The organism is Exiguobacterium sp. s142, from assembly GCF_018618455.1.
Taxonomy (GTDB): domain Bacteria; phylum Bacillota; class Bacilli; order Exiguobacteriales; family Exiguobacteriaceae; genus Exiguobacterium; species Exiguobacterium aurantiacum_A.
In genome coordinates, this window is sequence record NZ_JACSMB010000001.1 from 101,520 (window position 1) to 117,819 (window position 16,300).

At 48.9% G+C, this 16,300-nt stretch carries 19 protein-coding genes; 10 read left to right on the top strand and 9 right to left on the bottom strand.

Annotated elements, in window-relative coordinates; translation table 11 throughout:
- Window positions 1-17 precede the first annotated feature (17 nt).
- Window positions 18-1,241 carry an MFS transporter gene (locus KNP77_RS00525; protein ID WP_214887747.1) on the top strand — a complete coding sequence of 408 codons (1,224 nt, stop codon included), beginning with the start codon at window positions 18-20 and terminating at the stop codon, window positions 1,239-1,241.
- A gap of 127 nt (window positions 1,242-1,368) precedes the next feature.
- On the opposite strand, the gene KNP77_RS00530 is transcribed toward KNP77_RS00525, so the two are convergent.
- Both KNP77_RS00530 and KNP77_RS00535 read right to left on the bottom strand, forming a co-directional pair.
- Window positions 1,369-2,286 carry an alpha/beta fold hydrolase gene (locus KNP77_RS00530; protein ID WP_214887751.1) on the bottom strand — a complete coding sequence of 306 codons (918 nt, stop codon included), beginning with the start codon at window positions 2,284-2,286 and terminating at the stop codon, window positions 1,369-1,371.
- A 3-nt stretch (window positions 2,287-2,289) separates the two neighbouring features.
- Entirely contained in the window at window positions 2,290-2,715 is a 426-nt protein-coding gene (locus KNP77_RS00535) for an NUDIX hydrolase (RefSeq protein WP_071397479.1), read from the bottom strand.
- A gap of 139 nt (window positions 2,716-2,854) precedes the next feature.
- Between KNP77_RS00535 and pyrH the strand changes: the two genes are divergently transcribed.
- On the top strand, window positions 2,855-3,592 hold the full coding sequence (gene pyrH, locus KNP77_RS00540; protein ID WP_214887759.1) for a UMP kinase: 738 nt from the start codon (window positions 2,855-2,857) through the stop codon (window positions 3,590-3,592).
- A gap of 220 nt (window positions 3,593-3,812) precedes the next feature.
- Window positions 3,813-4,658, top strand: a complete 846-nt coding sequence (locus KNP77_RS00545) for a GGDEF domain-containing protein (protein WP_071397477.1) — start codon at window positions 3,813-3,815, stop codon at window positions 4,656-4,658.
- A 188-nt stretch (window positions 4,659-4,846) separates the two neighbouring features.
- Here KNP77_RS00545 and KNP77_RS00550 read toward each other — a convergent pair whose 3' ends face one another.
- Complete coding sequence (locus tag KNP77_RS00550; protein ID WP_131489775.1) at window positions 4,847-5,362, bottom strand: Rossmann-fold NAD(P)-binding domain-containing protein; 516 nt, start codon at window positions 5,360-5,362, stop codon at window positions 4,847-4,849.
- 180 nt (window positions 5,363-5,542) lie between these two features.
- Between KNP77_RS00550 and KNP77_RS00555 the strand changes: the two genes are divergently transcribed.
- The 4 genes from KNP77_RS00555 to KNP77_RS00570 all read left to right on the top strand — a co-directional run bounded on the left by KNP77_RS00555 (window position 5,543) and on the right by KNP77_RS00570 (window position 7,409).
- On the top strand, window positions 5,543-5,911 hold the full coding sequence (locus tag KNP77_RS00555; protein ID WP_131489776.1) for a GNAT family N-acetyltransferase: 369 nt from the start codon (window positions 5,543-5,545) through the stop codon (window positions 5,909-5,911).
- A 130-nt stretch (window positions 5,912-6,041) separates the two neighbouring features.
- Entirely contained in the window at window positions 6,042-6,458 is a 417-nt protein-coding gene (gene arr, locus KNP77_RS00560) for an NAD(+)--rifampin ADP-ribosyltransferase (protein WP_214887762.1), read from the top strand.
- A 2-nt stretch (window positions 6,459-6,460) separates the two neighbouring features.
- The gene (locus tag KNP77_RS00565; protein ID WP_214887765.1) at window positions 6,461-6,904 is read left to right on the top strand and encodes a DUF5395 domain-containing protein; all 444 of its coding nucleotides are present in this window, start codon (window positions 6,461-6,463) and stop codon (window positions 6,902-6,904) included.
- An 85-nt stretch (window positions 6,905-6,989) separates the two neighbouring features.
- Window positions 6,990-7,409, top strand: a complete 420-nt coding sequence (locus KNP77_RS00570) for a DUF7674 family protein (protein ID WP_131489779.1) — start codon at window positions 6,990-6,992, stop codon at window positions 7,407-7,409.
- A 381-nt stretch (window positions 7,410-7,790) separates the two neighbouring features.
- On the opposite strand, the gene KNP77_RS00575 is transcribed toward KNP77_RS00570, so the two are convergent.
- The 3 genes from KNP77_RS00575 to KNP77_RS00585 all read right to left on the bottom strand — a co-directional run bounded on the left by KNP77_RS00575 (window position 7,791) and on the right by KNP77_RS00585 (window position 10,491).
- On the bottom strand, window positions 7,791-8,849 hold the full coding sequence (locus tag KNP77_RS00575; RefSeq protein WP_131465076.1) for an ABC transporter permease: 1,059 nt from the start codon (window positions 8,847-8,849) through the stop codon (window positions 7,791-7,793).
- A complete protein-coding gene (locus KNP77_RS00580) occupies window positions 8,849-9,709 on the bottom strand; it encodes an ABC transporter permease subunit (protein ID WP_201739238.1) in 861 nt (286 codons plus the stop codon). The genes KNP77_RS00575 and KNP77_RS00580 overlap by 1 nt, the downstream gene beginning before the upstream one ends.
- A gap of 365 nt (window positions 9,710-10,074) precedes the next feature.
- Window positions 10,075-10,491, bottom strand: coding sequence for a hypothetical protein (locus KNP77_RS00585; RefSeq protein WP_214887768.1), 417 nt, complete (start codon window positions 10,489-10,491; stop codon window positions 10,075-10,077).
- Between the two features lie 178 nt (window positions 10,492-10,669).
- On the opposite strand from KNP77_RS00585, the gene KNP77_RS00590 reads away from it, so the two are divergent.
- Together KNP77_RS00590 and KNP77_RS00595 are read left to right on the top strand one after the other, a co-directional pair.
- Window positions 10,670-10,975, top strand: coding sequence for a hypothetical protein (locus tag KNP77_RS00590; protein ID WP_214887771.1), 306 nt, complete (start codon window positions 10,670-10,672; stop codon window positions 10,973-10,975).
- A gap of 113 nt (window positions 10,976-11,088) precedes the next feature.
- Window positions 11,089-12,416, top strand: a protein-coding gene (locus tag KNP77_RS00595) for an IS3 family transposase (protein WP_214887773.1) whose coding sequence is annotated in 2 segments (ribosomal slippage) — window positions 11,089-11,488 and window positions 11,488-12,416 — 1,329 coding nt in all. Because the reading frame shifts where the segments join, the coding sequence is not laid out codon by codon here.
- A gap of 59 nt (window positions 12,417-12,475) precedes the next feature.
- On the opposite strand, the gene KNP77_RS00600 is transcribed toward KNP77_RS00595, so the two are convergent.
- The 3 genes from KNP77_RS00600 to KNP77_RS00610 all read right to left on the bottom strand — a co-directional run bounded on the left by KNP77_RS00600 (window position 12,476) and on the right by KNP77_RS00610 (window position 15,320).
- On the bottom strand, window positions 12,476-13,234 hold the full coding sequence (locus tag KNP77_RS00600; RefSeq protein WP_131457662.1) for a DUF817 domain-containing protein: 759 nt from the start codon (window positions 13,232-13,234) through the stop codon (window positions 12,476-12,478).
- An 8-nt stretch (window positions 13,235-13,242) separates the two neighbouring features.
- Window positions 13,243-14,103: a metal-dependent hydrolase gene (locus KNP77_RS00605; RefSeq protein WP_131489783.1), complete on the bottom strand. Its 861-nt coding sequence runs from the start codon at window positions 14,101-14,103 to the stop codon at window positions 13,243-13,245.
- Window positions 14,104-14,324: 221 nt separating this feature from the next.
- Entirely contained in the window at window positions 14,325-15,320 is a 996-nt protein-coding gene (locus KNP77_RS00610) for a helix-turn-helix transcriptional regulator (RefSeq protein ID WP_071397464.1), read from the bottom strand.
- A 116-nt stretch (window positions 15,321-15,436) separates the two neighbouring features.
- On the opposite strand from KNP77_RS00610, the gene KNP77_RS00615 reads away from it, so the two are divergent.
- A complete protein-coding gene (locus tag KNP77_RS00615) occupies window positions 15,437-16,282 on the top strand; it encodes an alpha/beta fold hydrolase (protein ID WP_131465086.1) in 846 nt (281 codons plus the stop codon).
- The last annotated feature ends 18 nt before the right edge of the window (window positions 16,283-16,300 follow it).

The following is a 16,300-nucleotide window of genomic DNA, read 5'->3' on the forward strand; positions in this document are numbered from 1 at the left end:
GAACGGGGACGATCTGTATGCACACTTGGAAACATCCGCTACTCTTACTGACCGGCGTCGGCATCTCGAATTTGGGCGCTTGGGTGTATTTCATCGCCCTCAATTTGATCGTCCTCGACATGACGCAGTCACCGTTCGCCGTGTCTGTGTTATACATCCTCGTCCCGCTCGCGGCCCTTTGCGCGAACTTTTGGTCAGGTACGGTCATTGACCGTGCCGACACGCGCCGCTTGATGATTTTGCTCGACACACTCCGCGCAGCAGTCGTGTTCAGCCTCGCCTTCATCGACTCGCTCGCAATCATCTACGTGCTCGTCTTCGCGTTGAACGTTGCGAGTTCAATCTTTGAATCGGCTTCACTCGTCTATATGACGAAGCTCGTGTCGAGCGGCGACCGCCAACGGTTCAACGCTTTGAAAAACTTCGTCCAGTCGGCAGGCTTCATTTTAGGACCGGCCATCGCCGGAATCCTGTTCATGATCGGCACACCGACGCTCGCCATTCAGTTGAATGCAGCAGCGCTCCTCGTTTCTGTCGGTATCTTGTCCCTCCTGCCGACATTATTCACCCCGAAAGATGAAGTCGGAGTGTTCAGTCTTCGCATGATTATCGAGGACTGGAAAGCAGTCGTCCGTTTTGCGTCGACGCGGCGTTACGTCACGCTCGTCTACAGTCTGTTCTGCGTCATGACGATTTTTATGTCTGGACTCGACTCGCTCGAGGCGTCGTTCGCGACGCAAATGCTCGACTTCTCGGAGAGTCGTTATGGCTTTCTCGTCAGTGTCGCCGGAGCCGGGATTATCGCCGGCTCCATTATCAATGCGACGTTCAGTGCTCGGATGACGTTACCGTTCTTAATCAGTTTCGGTGCCATCATGACACCCGTCGGCTATCTCGTCTTCGCCTTCTCCGAATCGTTCGTGCTCGCAGCTGTTGGATTCTTCTTGCTCACGTTTGCCCTGTCGTTCGCGAACACCGGTTTCTTGACGTTTTATCAAAACAACGTCCCGACCGACCTGATGGGCCGTTTCTCCGGAGTGATCAATGTAGCGGAATCGATCTTGATTATCGGGTTGACGTTCGGCATCGGTCTACTCGCTGAATATGTCGGGATTCGTTCGACGTATATCACCTTCTCGCTCGCTTTCTTACTCGTCGGCTTCATCACCATTCGCGTTGTCCGGGAACGGTCTAAACGTGCGCTGTATGTAATGAACATAGATGAAAAAAATGTGTCGTGATATTTTCTGAAACGGGTTTGCAAGAATCATGCTTCGTTTACATTTAGAATAGTAAAACCGGGTGATCGATAGTTGTTTCTCGATCACCCGGTTTTTATATGAATCTAAAATTATACTGAATAAGTCCTTATTCAAACTGTCTACTCGTTTTCAAACGAGACAAGCATTCCTCCACGACCGAAATGATGACGTCTGGACGATCTAAATGGATTGCGTGTGACGCCTGCTCTGCAATCACGAGTCGGCTGTCCGCAGAGAGAGTCGTCTGTTCGCGAATGAGTTGACCCCAAGTTCCTTCTAAAAGTCGTAACTCTGATTCAGGCAGACCGTCCGCCTTCCCTCTGTCTACCTCGAAGTCAGCGTCGCGCCCAATCACGTAAAGAGGGGTGGTTGACAGATTACCTAATCGTTTGATCAGACGGGCATCGTCATACCAACTCTCGACTTCGGCCAGCATCGCTCTATACAAGTTTGGTCGACAGACAAATCCCTTTAATTCGGCTTGGACGTCCACCGGCAACTTTGATTGGTTCGGTGCTAGCGTTGGCTGTATCAATTCGGTCAATTCGGTTTCGGTTCGTTCCGCATAATCCTGGCATTGTTTCAGCCAATCTTCGTCTGAAGATAAATCGTTCATGACAGGTAAATCTAACGTGTCGAGTCTGTCCAGGTCATGTGATGTGGAATCGATGAGAATAAGTGCAGCCACATCATTTGGATAACGTTTTGCGAAATGCTGCGCACACAATCCGCCATATGAATGTCCCAATAAAACGAAGGGCTCAGTAATTTGTAAGACGTCCAAAAGTTCCCTTAGTTCTCGTACGGTTGCATCCGTGTTACGTTTGCCTTCGTTCAGCTCACTTCTTCCGATTCCTGGTCGATGATATAGAATCACTCGGTTCGCCTTACTCAATTTTTCCGAGACCTCGTGCCATTCGTCAAATGCGCACCCCATCCCAGTTAAGATGACAATCGGAAACCCGTGCTCACCTTTTGTCATCACTTCAAGTTCCTTCCCGAACACGTTTACGAATCGCTTCATCAGTCACCTCGCTTTTATTTTATAGATTTCAAGTTTATTTTGAAATCGCTCATACGTATCCAAAATAATTTGAACATCTTCTTGGTAGAGGTGACTGATTGTATGCATTGAATCAATCGACACCCACTGCACAGCTGAAATATCTTGATCAATCTGGCTCGACGCCAACGTATCTGTAAGTCCGACAAGATAATAGTGAGTTTGAATTTGATAGCCGTCACTTTCTTTTTCTTTCACCAATAATTTCTTTACCGTGTCTACCGAATAGCCCGTTTCTTCTTTTACCTCTCGGATACAGCATTCGTCGAGTGTTTCCCCTGTCTCCAAGCCGCCGGAAGGAACGCTCCATCCCAACACATCCTTATTTCTCACGAGCAACACTTTTTGATGATCAAAACAAATCGCCGCAGCCCCGATCCATGTTCTCATCTGTCCCCTCCCCCAAAACTGTATTCACCACTCAGTACCCTTCCATCAACTTTACAGCATTCATTAGCGAAAAGTATTGCTAAATAATTGAAAACACTATACAATTTTGAAGATTTGGATTCAGAAAGGGAGTGTCTAGATGAACAACTATCAAAATGTTTTGATCAAGTTAAGCGGAGCCGCAATAGCGGGCGAGGATAACTCGAATTTCAATCAACATAAGCTAGACCAGATTGCGGTCGAAGTCCTGTCGTTGGTCGATCTCGGCATCAACGTCTCGCTCATGATTGGTGGCGGCAACATCTTTCGTGGTAACCAGGCGGACGTATGGGGCATCGACCGTGTCGAGGCAGACAACATCGGTACACTCGGGACCGTCATCAACAGTTTGATGTTGCGAGGCGTCTTAAAAAGTAAGACAAATCGTGAAGTTCGCGTGATGACGGCCATGCCGATTCCGAGTATGGCCGAACCGTATATTCGTCTGAAGGCACTCAACCATCTGCAGAAAGGTTACGTTCTCATTTTTGCAGGTGGGAACGGACAGCCGTTCGTGTCGACCGATTATCCGGCCGTGCAACGCGCAATCGAGATGAATTGTGACGCCATCTTCGTCGCCAAGAATGGGATCTCCGGAGTCTACAACCAAGACCCGAATCAAACGAGCGAGGCAAAACAATATGCGTCGCTGCACTACAACGATGTGTGGCGCCATGACTTGAAAGTGATGGATCAATCGGCGCTCTTACTTGCTCGAGACAATCAACTCCCGGTGCACGTCTTCGATTTTAAAGAGACGGACGCGATGAAGCGAATCTGCTTGGGTGAGAAGATTGGTACGCTAATCCACGACGGACTCACCGTCTTCGTGGAATAAACGACAAAACATCCGAGGACAAGCTTTGCGTCACCGGGTGTTTAAGCAGGTTTGCCCTAAACGTCTCAATCAAGTCTAAAAACTGCCGAATAACACACTCGCTCCATTTCGAAATATCGTCTGTCTGCTTCTGTTGTTCACTCAAAAACGAACTGTATAGTCTATACTTGATACTTCATGTAAAATTGGGGACAACACGAACACAGAAAGAGGAATGATCATGAATCAATGGACTCAAGAATCAATTAAACTATTCGGGCTCATCTCTTGCCTCATCATCGGCACCATCCTATACGTGTCTCTACTCTTGATGAGTGACGTCGGAGTCATCGGATTAGTCATCTTACCAATCATCGTCATTGCCTCTCTCGCCTTTGGGATGCGGGCAGGATTGACGTTTTCTGTCGCCTTGCTGGCATTCTTGTTTGTCTACTTCTTGTGGTTCGCTCCTATCTATCAAGAAGGAGAAGTTCAGTTTTTCAACTGGAAAGGGCTTAGCTATACAGCTCTCCTCCTCACCATGTCTATCTTGTCCGGCCTCATTCATCAACTCGTGAAGAAGGTCCAGTTGTCACGACATGAGCTAGAAGAACGGGCCCGGCAACTGATCGCCGTCGATCCCGAGACGTGGCTCGACAACGCCGAACGGTTTCGGATGGACGTCAACTCAGAACGAGACCGTCTCATCCGCCACGGTGGATCTTTCGCGGTCTCGTTTATCCAGCTGCACGAGTTCACGCATTTCGAGGAACGTTATGGACGGACCGAATATGAATGGTTCATGAATTACTTCAGTGATGAGCTCCACATGGCGACAAGACGAACCGATCAAAAATACCGGGTCGCACACGATACGTTCGCCATCATTTTCCCGTATACGTCACCTGCGGCGGCACAAGTCGTCCATGACCGTATCCGTCCGCTGCTTGAACAATATGAACTGCAGAGCGGCGAACACGTTGGATTGACGTATGAGGATACATTTTATGAAGTGAGCCGAGAGAATTGCAATGCGGTCGTTGAGCAAATCCTCTCTAAAGCATCAGCAACTAGCCTAGACGTATAAGACTATAAGACCTTGAATGATCATCACTGGGTACAAGTGGTCATTCAAGGTTTTTTATATGTAATCGCACGTTCTATTCATTTGAGGTGAATGAATTGCTGTAGATGTTGTTCAAGCTTCGGTTGACCAATAAGAATTTCCATATTGCCACATCCCTAGCTGTATCAAATGACGAATAACTCGTTTTGTTAGTCTACAACTCCTACAATGTGACACAACTTGTTCTCCTGAATCGCCATGATCACGCCACCGGCAATCTCCTCGTGCGTCAACCAACGTCTTGCGCCATGCTCGGTAATGTGACCGAGCTGCACTTGGTGGTAGCGGAGTTTGTCCGGTAGCACCAAACGGCTCTTCACGTCCTCAAGATGGGCTCGACTTCCGAGGACGTGGAACAGCTGTGCATCATGTCTAACTTCTCTCAAGACACATGGCAAGGCGTCAGGCGCGTCCGAATGAATCCAGGCGACGACGAGGTCGATCGCCCCTCGTTCGGCAATCGCTTGTCGCACCGAATCTGCCATTTGGACGCTGTCATGGTAATCCACATATATGGCCGACAAGCGGTCAGGGCGGCGAGGAATCAATTGCCCCATCTTCGCCTCATCCCTGCCGATCACCGACACGTGGTACCCAACGTCAGCTAACCAAAGGACCGTCTCTCTTAGCATCCCACTGCCGCCAATAACCAACGCATGCTTCATTGTTTCCCTTCCTCTCGATTCATTTCGTTTTCCACGTTCGAACAGGAATAGTGGATTATAAAAGCGAACTGAACGATAGCACTCACCTCAAGTCAAGGAGGACTGATTCCAATTCAATCTACCATCTATTCGATCAAACCGATCGAGACGCCGTTCGCACTCGACCAATCGTTCGCTGTCATGAACCAGCTCCGGCCCGACCTGACCCTCGCGTCGTATCGAGACCTCGTCGCCAAAATGCGGCCACAAGGGTATGAGTTGCATGCATTATATGCTGACGACGACATCGTGTCATTAGCCGGCATCGAGGTACGCGTCAACCTGTATCTCGGGAAGCACGTCTACATATATGACCTCGTCACGAGTGCCGCGCATCGTTCAAACGGATACGGCGAGATGTTGCTTCATTTCGTTCACGAGTACGCTCATGATTGTGGCGCGACATGTGTCGCGCTCGAGTCTGGGCTCGCCCGGACCGATGCGCACCGCTTTTATACGGACAAGATGGGCTACGCCATCACCAGCTATTCGTTCCGGAAACAATTGTAGATATGGAAAAGGGAAGAGCGATCCGCTCTTCCTAGCCTCATTGTATCGTGATTCCGTAACCAAAAACAGACTACCTTCTCCTAATTTCAACCACTATACTTTGGATACATGACAAAAGGAGAGATGCCTCATGACGAATGAATCAAAACCGCTCGACCTGGGCCCGTTCTTTCACGGGACGAAAGCCGAACTGAAGCTTGGGGAACTCCTTGAGCCGCGACGCGATTCGAACTACCAAGACAAACAGTCGAACTATATCTACTTCACGGCGACGCTCGACGCCGCCAAATGGGGAGCCGAGCTGGCGAGCGGAGATGCCCGTGAGCGCATTTATCTCATCGAACCGACCGGTGACTTCGAGAACGACCCGAACCTGACCGACAAGCGCTTTTCAGGAAACCCGACACGGTCGTACCGCTCGAGCGCCCCGCTCAAAGTCGTCGCCGAACTCAGTGCTTGGGAACGTCATCCTGACGAAGTGATTGCGCACATGCTCGTCTCGCTTGAGAAACTGCGGCAAGCTGGAGAAGATGTGATTGACGATTGAACATGTGGGAAAATCCTTTAAAGAAACCACACACGAAACGCCAACGCCTTGCAATCGCTTGTCTCGTACTCGAGCTGCTGTACGCGACGACGTATATCCCGCAGCGGGTCATCACGACGTCCCCGTCGGATGTGTCCCGTATCCATGTGTTTGACGGTCAGAGCGGCTATGAGGTCTCACTAAGCGAGCGGCGTGACATCGACTCCATCATGCGTAATCTGAATGACATCACGTTTCAAAAAGGAAAACCTAGCTTCGGCTATATGGGGTACTCGTACCGTGTCACATTATACGATGAGGACGGGGACGAGCTCGATGAATTCATCATCAATAGCGAGACGACGCTCAGGTACCACGGTTTCTTTCACACGGCAAAGTCAGGAAACATAGACTATGACACACTCGATAAATGGATGGCACAATTTAAAACGCATTATGATGAGTAAACAATCATTGTGACAATCACCTGTGAGGGTGATGACGCATCGACAATGTCTGTTTTAATTGTGTCTTAAAAAGGAGGGTGTGAAAATGAAAGAAGAAGTGTCTAAAGGCGAAGTCATGGAACTGTTTCTCCAAGCATGTCCTTCTTATAAAAAACGATGGGATTCGTATATTCAGGACAATTACGAGACTGGAGATGAACAATTACTATATATCGATTTTGCTGATTTCGCTACGCACGTCGTTGACTTGTACAAACGAAATGAGTTGAATGAGTTATCAGCTGTGTTTGATGTAATTGAATTGCTGCATACAACTGGCGATGCTTACGTTAAGGAAGCTGTGACAATTGGGTTATTAGAAGATTTACAAAATAAATTATTATACAGTGGAAGAGATACGAGTGTTTTTCATCCCTATTTGCACCGAGAATCACTCAAATGGTGGAATCATTTAAATGATTTTTGGGATGGCAAAACAAAATCTGTTGGTGGTCCCGAAAGATAAATCTTTTCTAGCGGAAGACCGTTTTTGAATTCGATCGTTTCTACTCTTTAATCAAATACAATACTTCATTGTGAATCGTATATCCTCACCGTTCACAACCTATATAGAAGTGGGAGTGGCTGTATACACTGACAACTCCTGAAACAACCATTTTGAAAAGATAGTTATTCACAAGACCTTAAATCACGTGTCCCTTTATTTTTTCTAATAGCGTTGTTTCTGGAATCCAATCAATCACATAGCCAATCCCTAACATGGCAGGAAGGCTCATTAGTATGTACACTGAGATAAAAATGAGCGTAAGCGATTTCGTGCTCATCATCTTCAACCTCCCTATGTTTTCTTACGATAATCAGACATTAATTAAGAAAGCGGATGGCATCAGTACTTGATGTCATCCGCTTTCTTTTGATTCATCTGTTGAAACGAGGCATTCGCATGAACGAGCGTGAACGGATCCGCAAGCGTTGCTGCTGCCGCCTCGGCTTGAGACGTCGTGTCATCGGTGACGACTGATTTTTGACGTCGTAATCGGAATGCCCGCTCGAGTCGACTCGTCAACAAGTTACTGAGAAAGACGAGCATGGACAGCCCGAGGGCTGGAACGAGGAACATATGGTTCGTCATCCAAGTCATTGCCGTGAACTGCGTGAAATAGAAACCGAACATCGACGACCATTCAAACAGTGTCGGTCTGACCCCTTCAAACAGGAAGACGGTTCCCCCGAAAAAGACACCGAATAAGGATAGATGAATGAGCAACATCAGTGTTTGCACGAATTGCTGCATGAAGACAATGACCAACGTCGGGACGAGGTGCGGCCACAGGTGCCGCCTCGTCCGATGCCAGACGCTGCCTCCTAACGTCTCAGCGACGATCATAAACTCTTGTTTGAGCAACTGCCGGACTTCTGTTATCAGATAAAGCGTGACGGCAGGCAAACCGAGCAACACGAACACCGTCAACTGTAGGGTTACGCGGTCTAATAACGGCGGCACCATCGTCGAGTCCGCGAAGAAAAAGGACGGGAATAACATCATCATGGCCAACAACGAGATAGGCAGAATCAAGAATCCATCTAACACCATTTTGAAGATTCGGTTCAAGCGTGCCCCGCGAAATGCGAGTGGGATCCCGACCAATAGGCCGAGCGCCATCCGTACGAGTGCGACGGTCGCACAAATGCCGACCGTCCATTTAAAGCCTTCAATCATCATCTGGAACAAGTCGTTCCCGGCCCGGTCGGTTCCGAGCCATTGATCTTTCGACGGTTCGAGTGGCGGGATGCCAATCAATCGACCTTCGTCGGAGTAACGGTTCAGGAATTGATCGACTTGGCCATCGCGGAATACGGTATTGCCGATACTGAGTAACAGCAAGCTGGCAAAAATCACGAACCCTATGATGAAAATCGGGTCACGCAGTAGCGTACGACGCATCAAATACCTCCTTTCCAGGCGTTCGGGATGAGCCATTCCGCCAGTAAATCCAATATAAAGATCGGGATATAGACGACCAACAAAATGACAAGTAGGATCGGCATGACAGGATTATAGACGACGAAACGGAAAATCCCTTGAACGTTAAATAAATATTCGATGATTAAAAGACTTGATAATACCGTAATTAGGTTCGAGCGGAAAAAGAGATAGAAGCGATACACCAAATTCGGGAGCAAGTGTCTCCAGAACAGGGCGGCCGGTCGGACGCCTTTGGCCCGCGCTAGCTCGAGAAACAGCGTCGCTTCCTCCTCAAGGATGTGTTTCGTCAACCATTTGAGAAAGAAGAACAGGATGGTGAGCGTCAACGTCACAATCGGCAAAAAGCGTATGTATTCGGCAAACCCGCCTGCGACTTCAATCCGATCAAACCCCGTCTTCTTGTAAATCGTGATGGCGAGGTATTGCGAGAAGATGAGCCAAAATAAATCCGGGATCATCTCGAGCGTCTGGCTCGATTGTTGGAGCACCGTGCGCACGCGCTTCCCGCTTCGATAAAAGAAATAAGCGTACAGAAGAGCGAACCCGACCGAAACGACAAGCGACGTCATAAAGATGATGACCGTCTCTTTCATGAGCGGACCGAGTGCAGGCAATAACGGTAATTCTCGTTGCGCGGTTACGTTGAAGTATGTAATCTCATCAAGTTTCGCCAACTGACTAAATTGTTGTTGCAGCCCGTTCCAGTAATTCGATGGCACGAACTCGAGCTGCACGACGAGTGACGGCAAAGCACTGATCGCAATCAACACAAACAGTGTGATGAAAAACTGAGCCGATTTTCGAGCAAGCAAATTCATCCGATTCTCTCCTTTCAAAAAAAGTACAATCTCATAACCGTTTCGATTTTACATATAGATTTAAGAACCAATTCCAAAATAGAGCATATCACTCACCTTAAAGTAAAAATTCTCCATTTACACTGTTATGATTTTATCATAATTATTTATGAATAAAAACAATATTCGGAAAATTTCAGGAATTTAACTAGTCATTTGATTCGACAGTTTTCGCATTAAATAAATGCTCTTTATAACTCAGCGACATCCATTCCATTCCCACTATATCTTTATTGGAAAAATAGATTCCAGATGATAATTGAATTTAGTAAGATGAATGGCAGAAAATCGTTTAAAAAAAGTATCCTTCTCATCAGAAGAATACTTTAGTATGTTGAAAAGAGAGTTTTGCCATCTTCAGATTTTAACATATAGTCAACTCCAGTCGAGTTCACTTTCGTCAACGTGACGTTGCAAGCAAACAACGTGCCTGGGTCATATGCGACGTCTTCCGGTATCTCTGGAAAATCGTAGGACTCCTCTTCGAACCAGAGCGTCACGCCACCTTGTTTTGACTGATTGTCGACGACGTAGCAATTTCCGCTCGCCGTTTCATAACGGTCGAAGGCCCGATCGTATGTATCTGGTACGGCAATCATAAAACAAACGACGGCTAAAAAAACACTGAATACGGCACCTAACAATTTCATTAGTTTACGCTCGCTCCGCCATTTTGATACATACACAAACGTCGAGAGCACACACATAAACCCGACAAACCAAGCCGCAATTAATTGCGCCAATTTGATCACCTCTTTCATAATTATACGAGCACTGCTGAACAATGTTTCATCATCCTATCAGATTAAGGAGTATTTTATGACCCACTTCCTCAAGTTACAATCAATATCAATCTTACTGGCACTCACCTCACTTATAAATATCCAACTGCTCGCCAATAGCGGACGAGTATCCCTACTTATGGGTGACGCTTCTTTGATTATCATAGCGATTACTGGTCTCGCTTCACTCATTTTGTTCGCACGTCTGATCATCAAACGCTTAAAGCACCTTGCACCTTCACCATTTAACCTGTTCCTCTATGTCCTGTGGCTCCCTTATTTGGCGCTGTTCACATACGGCTGGACGCGTATCATCCCTCCTCCTAACGAAGCAGCCTGGCCGAGTCCCGCCTTCGGGCTATTGATCATCGCCCTCACGCTCACGTTCCCACTATATATATTCATCATCCATATGTGGGCCCGCTCCAAACAACAAACGACCTAAAAAAAACGTGCGCGACCGATTAAACTGTACCCTGAGTAATAGACACTAAAAAAAGTCTATTGCTCAGGGTTTTTGTGTACACTGAACTAAATCATATCGGGAGTGGATTTGAGATGTCGAAGAAGCTGTTTACGTCGAAAGAGATAAATGAGTTGAGCACAAATAAATACGTCAAGTCCGTGAGCCCGAAAGGAATCACGTATACCGATGAGTTCAAAGAACTTTTTATGGCACAGACACTTGATGGACAGTTTCCGGTAGAAATCTTCCGTGACTGCGGATTTGATATCGAGGCTGTGGGTGCTTCGCGCATAAACTCTTGTAAGAGACGCTGGTTAGCGTCTTATAAAAGAGACGGGGTAATGGGTCTGCGCGATACACGAGCAGGTAATTCAGGACGCAGCAAAGATAAAGAACTGTCTACGGAAGAACGGTACGCGAAGCTCGAGGCCGAAAACAAACTGTTAAAAGCCGAGGTCGAACTATTAAAGGAGATCCGCCTGGCGGAAGGGAGAGGAAAGCTGGATTAAGCGCATCACAAAAATACGAGTTGATTCAAAGTGTCATCATCAAGCACGGAATGAAAGGTATGGTCAGCCATCTCTGTCACGTTGTCGGGGTGTCACGTCAGGGATACCACGCCTATTTCTCGGAACGGAGGATACAGATCAGACAGGAGCGCGAAGCGAAAGACATTGTTCTTCGCGACCTCGTTCTGAAGGCGTTCCACTTCAAGAAGCGAAAGAAGGGAGCTAGGCAGATCAAGATGGTTCTGTCTGGTCATTTCGGTGTGTCGATGAACCTGAAGTGCATCCGACGTATCATGCGCAAATATAACATCGTGTGCCCAATCCGTAAGGCGGCCCCATACAAACGGCTCATTAAGGCGACGGCCGAGCACCGAGTGGTGCCGAATCACCTCAAGCGCGAATTCAAACAGGGCACGCCCTACAAGGTCCTCCTCACCGATATCACATACATATTTTACGGGAAAGGTAAGCGCGCCTATCTTTCGACCATCGTGGACGGATCGACCAATGAGGTACTGGCACACCATCTCTCTGAGAACATCAATCTCGACATCGTATTGGACACGTTGAAGCATTTACGTAAGAACCGGAGGGTTCGTTTGGCGAAGGATGCATTCATCCATTCAGACCAGGGTGGGCACTATACGAGTCCTACCTACCAGAAACAAGTGAAGCGTATGAGGTTAGTCCAATCTATGTCCCGACGGGGCAACTGTTGGGATAACGCCGTCCAGGAATCATTCTTTGGACATTTCAAGGATATCCTCGAGTTAGAGGAGTGCACTACGTTCGACTCTTTGCGTAATGAGGTCCGTAGGACCATTAGCTACTACAATCATCATCGTTACCAATGGAACATGAAAAAGATGACTCCTGTACAGTACAGGAATCATCTTCTTCAAGTCGCATAAGTTTTTTTTCATATGTCCTTTACATTGGGTACAGATTAGATTCCGGTTGCACACGTTTTTTACGAGAGTTCCTGGCGTCGCTTCTGCCACGCCACGAGCAAGATGCTGATGATGACGAGCAAGAACCACGATGACAACTTGCCGAGGTCGACGAGTGCCCAGCCGCTCAACTGATTCGGATACGCCCAACCGTTATAGAACGTGACGATATTCTCGGCGAACCAGATGAAGCAGGCGATCAAAAAGAAAGCGACGACGACCGGCATCGTGAAACGGCGGTCGTCAAGCCGGTACGTGACGATGGCCCGACCGAACGTGAGAAAGACGAGTCCGATCAACAGCCAGCGCAAATCGAGCCAAATATGGTGCCAAAAGAAGTTGAAGTAGATGGCAATACCGAGCCCGAAAGCGATCAGCGGTGGGGGCATCTTCAAAAACTCGAGGTCGAGCCGGCGCCACGACTGGACGACGTAACTGCCGACGCTCGCATACATGAAGCCGGCGTAAAGTGGGACGCCAAAAAGTTTCGTCAGCGCCTCGTCGGGATAGCTCCACGACCCCATCTGTACTTTGAACAGTTCGAGGCCGAGACCGATGACGTGGAACCAACTGATGACTTTCAGTTCTTCCATCGTCTCGAGCCCGGTCTTGACGAGCACAACTTGGACGAGCAGGCACCAAATGAGCAGCACGTCATAGCGTGGCAGCGGAAAGTCGAGCCATTTCGTCAGCGCGAGCGCGCCGAAGATCGCAACCGGGAAGATGCAACTGAGCGCCTGTTCGTAACCGAAGATGAACAAATAACGTAGCCGTCGCATGATGTCACCTACAATTCGATGTATTCATAGAGGAATGACGACTCGCCGTCAAAGAAACGCGGATCGTATAGACCGAGACGTTCATCCTCTTCGACGACGACAACGAACGGGGACCACTGTTTGAGCGTGATCGCTTCTTTATTCTCATCAAACAGCGGCGTCAAGTCGGCATCGTCCGCGCTCGTCAGCTCGTATTCGAGCTCAGGTGTCTGATAGATTGAGTCACTGAAGATCGAGACGCTTTCGTCCGTTTTCGTAACGACCGTGAACTGGGTCGGGATGAACGAGGCCGATAGTGCCACTTCATCGTGCTCGGCGGCGTACGTCTGATACAAGTACGCACCCTGCGCACTTTGAATCAAGACGTGGACAACGATGGCGGCCCAAGCGTAGCGGTACACCGTGTGCCGGACGTCCGCCCGACGCGCGACGAGCCAAGCGACGAGGAAAATCCCCCAATAGACGAAGTCGACGATCGGGATGACGCCGAACGTGACCCGGACGTCGGACAACGGTTCGAAATAACCGGTCCCCCAGGCGTTGAACAAATCGGCCGTATTGTGGATGAACACAGATAAGAGCGCCCACCAGAAATAGCGGATATCGGTCACGTTGAACAGCACGCGGACGAGTATGTAAATCAGTAACGCGAACAGCGGCACGAGGAAAATCGAGTGGGTGATGCCGCGATGCCACATCTGATACATCCCTTCCGTGTCCCATAACCGCGAGATGACGTCACTGTCCGGGATTTGACTCCCGACAAGCGTCGTCACGAACAGCGCCCGCTTTTCATTTTTTTGTAGTTCACGTTTGTCGGCCGCCCCGTACAACGTCAAACCGAACAACGTATGTGTGATCGTATCCATGTAACACCTTCTTTCTGTTTTGAAAAGACATCCCCCTCATCGCGAGGCGGATGTCCGTCCGTGCTTTATTTCTCTTGGTCCATTTTCATGGCGCGTCTTGCGACGACGGCGACAAAAATGACAGCGACAATCGGAATGATCAAAGGCATCCAATTCAACATCCGCCTGTCCCCCTTCTACAAGTGTCGCAAGCAGTATATCACAGTTTCAAATCAATCGTTTTAGTGGATGCTCGCCTTGGCGTAACGGCCTGCCATCGACTCAATCGTTTCACGCATATGGTCGCGCAGCGTGACCGGTTCGAGCACCTCGACTTGCGTGCCGAGCGACAGGAGCCAGAAGACGAAACCGTCAGATACGGCCGCATCGAAGCGGATGAGGAAGCGTTCCTCTTCACGTGTGATCGACACGTCTTCCCCGAGCTTGTCGAAGATGACCGGGAGCACCCGCTCATCGACGGCAAGAATGATCTCCTCATCGAGCCCGTTATACATGTTAAACGATTTTTGGAAGTAATCGTCCGCCAGATGATGCTTCAGGCGCGGCGTGTCGTCCTCGACGATTTCCGAATTGACGATGCGATCGACACGATAGTTGCGAATCTCCCCGATCGATTCATCGATGCCGATCAAATAGTACTGCTCATGGTTCCAGTGTAGGTCGATCGGATTGACGACGTAGCGCTCGCCGTCACGGCGGAGCGGGAACGTGCGTTTCGTGACGTCAAAGCCGACGACGTCCGTGTATTGGAACGAGATCGCCTTCTGTTCTTGGATCGCCCGTTGGATGCGGTCGATATGGTACGGGATCTGTCCATGCTTTTTCTTCGGTGTCTTGATGATCGATTGGAGCGTCTCTGCTTCCGGGATGCTCGTCAGTTTCTGAAGCTTCTCGACGATACTTTCCGTCACATCTTCCGAGATGAACTTGGCCGCGACGATCGCATCGACCATCATGCGAAGCTCGTGAATTTCAAATAGACGGGCCGAATGCCAGTATTTTTTGGCGAGACCGTTCTTTTCAAGCTCATCCTGCACCTCGAACCCCGAATCGGTCAATGCTTGAATGTCGTCTTTCACCGATTTTTTTGCTAACTTAGAAGTATCTCCAATTGTCGATAAATATTCGAGCAAGTCTTCTAACGTCTTTGGATGATTGTCATCTGTGTGGCGTTCGAAAAACCGTCTCACCTCGAGTAACCGTTCTCGGTTGTTCACGGTTTAATCCCCTTTCAGTTCTCTATATGTATGATGTATAAACAGACATTATCATGTAATTTCCATGAAATAAAGTTATTTTCCATTACAATTCATTTAAGGAGGCGCACGCCGCTGTGAAACACTATGCCCATGTCAACGGCACGAAAATCGAATATATGGACCGCGGTCATGGTCCGGTCGTCATCTTGATTCATGGGACCCAATCGTCGAGTCTAGAACCGTACCATGTGGACCGTCTCGTCTTGTCCGGATTCCGGGTCATTGTCCCATCGCGACCTGGATACGGTGAGACTCCGTACTCATTTTCGGCCACGCCCCAACAGTTCGCAGGACACTTACAGCGCTTGATGGAAGTCATGGCCATCGATCGCTATCACATCTACGGCATCTCGGCAGGTGGACCGACGGCGATCGAGCTCGCTTCTGACAATGAGCGGGCGTCGAGTTTGACGCTCGCCGCCGCCGTGACGAGCGCGGTCGACTTCCCGTACCGAGACTACGTCAGCCGAAACGTCGCTCAGCCCGCGTTCATCCTGGCACAATATGCGATGAAGTACTTCGTCTTTAAAGCGATTCAAAAACAACCGTTCGAGGCGACGGCACGGATGATCGAATCGACGAGTCTGCTCGCACTAGACGCCGTTCGCGACGAAGTGACGCCGTACGATATCTTCTTATTGAAGCGGGTCGCGAGTCAGATGACGTTCGGGCTTGGCGCCCAGTTCGATCTTAGGCAACGTGTCGCCGCCGAGGCGTTGCTCGGGGTGACTTGTCCGACGTACATCGTACACTCTAAAAACGACAAGGCCGTCCCGATCCGTCACGCCTATTATGCGAAGCGGCTCATCTCGCACGCTCAACTTATCATCTTGAACAGCCCCGGCCACTTGATTTGGATCGGTCGCCACGCCCGGAAGAGCGAACAACAGATCGAACGCTTCATCCGCTTCAACTCGTGAGACACCTTTAGTCAGGTG

Bases quoted from the DNA above. Each gene is read 5' to 3' on its own strand.
- KNP77_RS00525 (WP_214887747.1), top strand. From the start codon at position 18: ATGCACACTTGGAAACATCCGCTACTCTTACTGACCGGCGTCGGCATC.
- KNP77_RS00530 (WP_214887751.1), bottom strand. From the start codon at position 2,286: ATGAAGCGATTCGTAAACGTGTTCGGGAAGGAACTTGAAGTGATGACA.
- KNP77_RS00535 (WP_071397479.1), bottom strand. From the start codon at position 2,715: ATGAGAACATGGATCGGGGCTGCGGCGATTTGTTTTGATCATCAAAAA.
- pyrH (WP_214887759.1), top strand. From the start codon at position 2,855: ATGAACAACTATCAAAATGTTTTGATCAAGTTAAGCGGAGCCGCAATA.
- KNP77_RS00545 (WP_071397477.1), top strand. From the start codon at position 3,813: ATGAATCAATGGACTCAAGAATCAATTAAACTATTCGGGCTCATCTCT.
- KNP77_RS00550 (WP_131489775.1), bottom strand. From the start codon at position 5,362: ATGAAGCATGCGTTGGTTATTGGCGGCAGTGGGATGCTAAGAGAGACG.
- KNP77_RS00555 (WP_131489776.1), top strand. From the start codon at position 5,543: ATGAACCAGCTCCGGCCCGACCTGACCCTCGCGTCGTATCGAGACCTC.
- arr (WP_214887762.1), top strand. From the start codon at position 6,042: ATGACGAATGAATCAAAACCGCTCGACCTGGGCCCGTTCTTTCACGGG.
- KNP77_RS00565 (WP_214887765.1), top strand. From the start codon at position 6,461: ATGTGGGAAAATCCTTTAAAGAAACCACACACGAAACGCCAACGCCTT.
- KNP77_RS00570 (WP_131489779.1), top strand. From the start codon at position 6,990: ATGAAAGAAGAAGTGTCTAAAGGCGAAGTCATGGAACTGTTTCTCCAA.
- KNP77_RS00575 (WP_131465076.1), bottom strand. From the start codon at position 8,849: ATGCGTCGTACGCTACTGCGTGACCCGATTTTCATCATAGGGTTCGTG.
- KNP77_RS00580 (WP_201739238.1), bottom strand. From the start codon at position 9,709: ATGAATTTGCTTGCTCGAAAATCGGCTCAGTTTTTCATCACACTGTTT.
- KNP77_RS00590 (WP_214887771.1), top strand. From the start codon at position 10,670: ATGGGTGACGCTTCTTTGATTATCATAGCGATTACTGGTCTCGCTTCA.
- KNP77_RS00600 (WP_131457662.1), bottom strand. From the start codon at position 13,234: ATGCGACGGCTACGTTATTTGTTCATCTTCGGTTACGAACAGGCGCTC.
- KNP77_RS00605 (WP_131489783.1), bottom strand. From the start codon at position 14,103: ATGGATACGATCACACATACGTTGTTCGGTTTGACGTTGTACGGGGCG.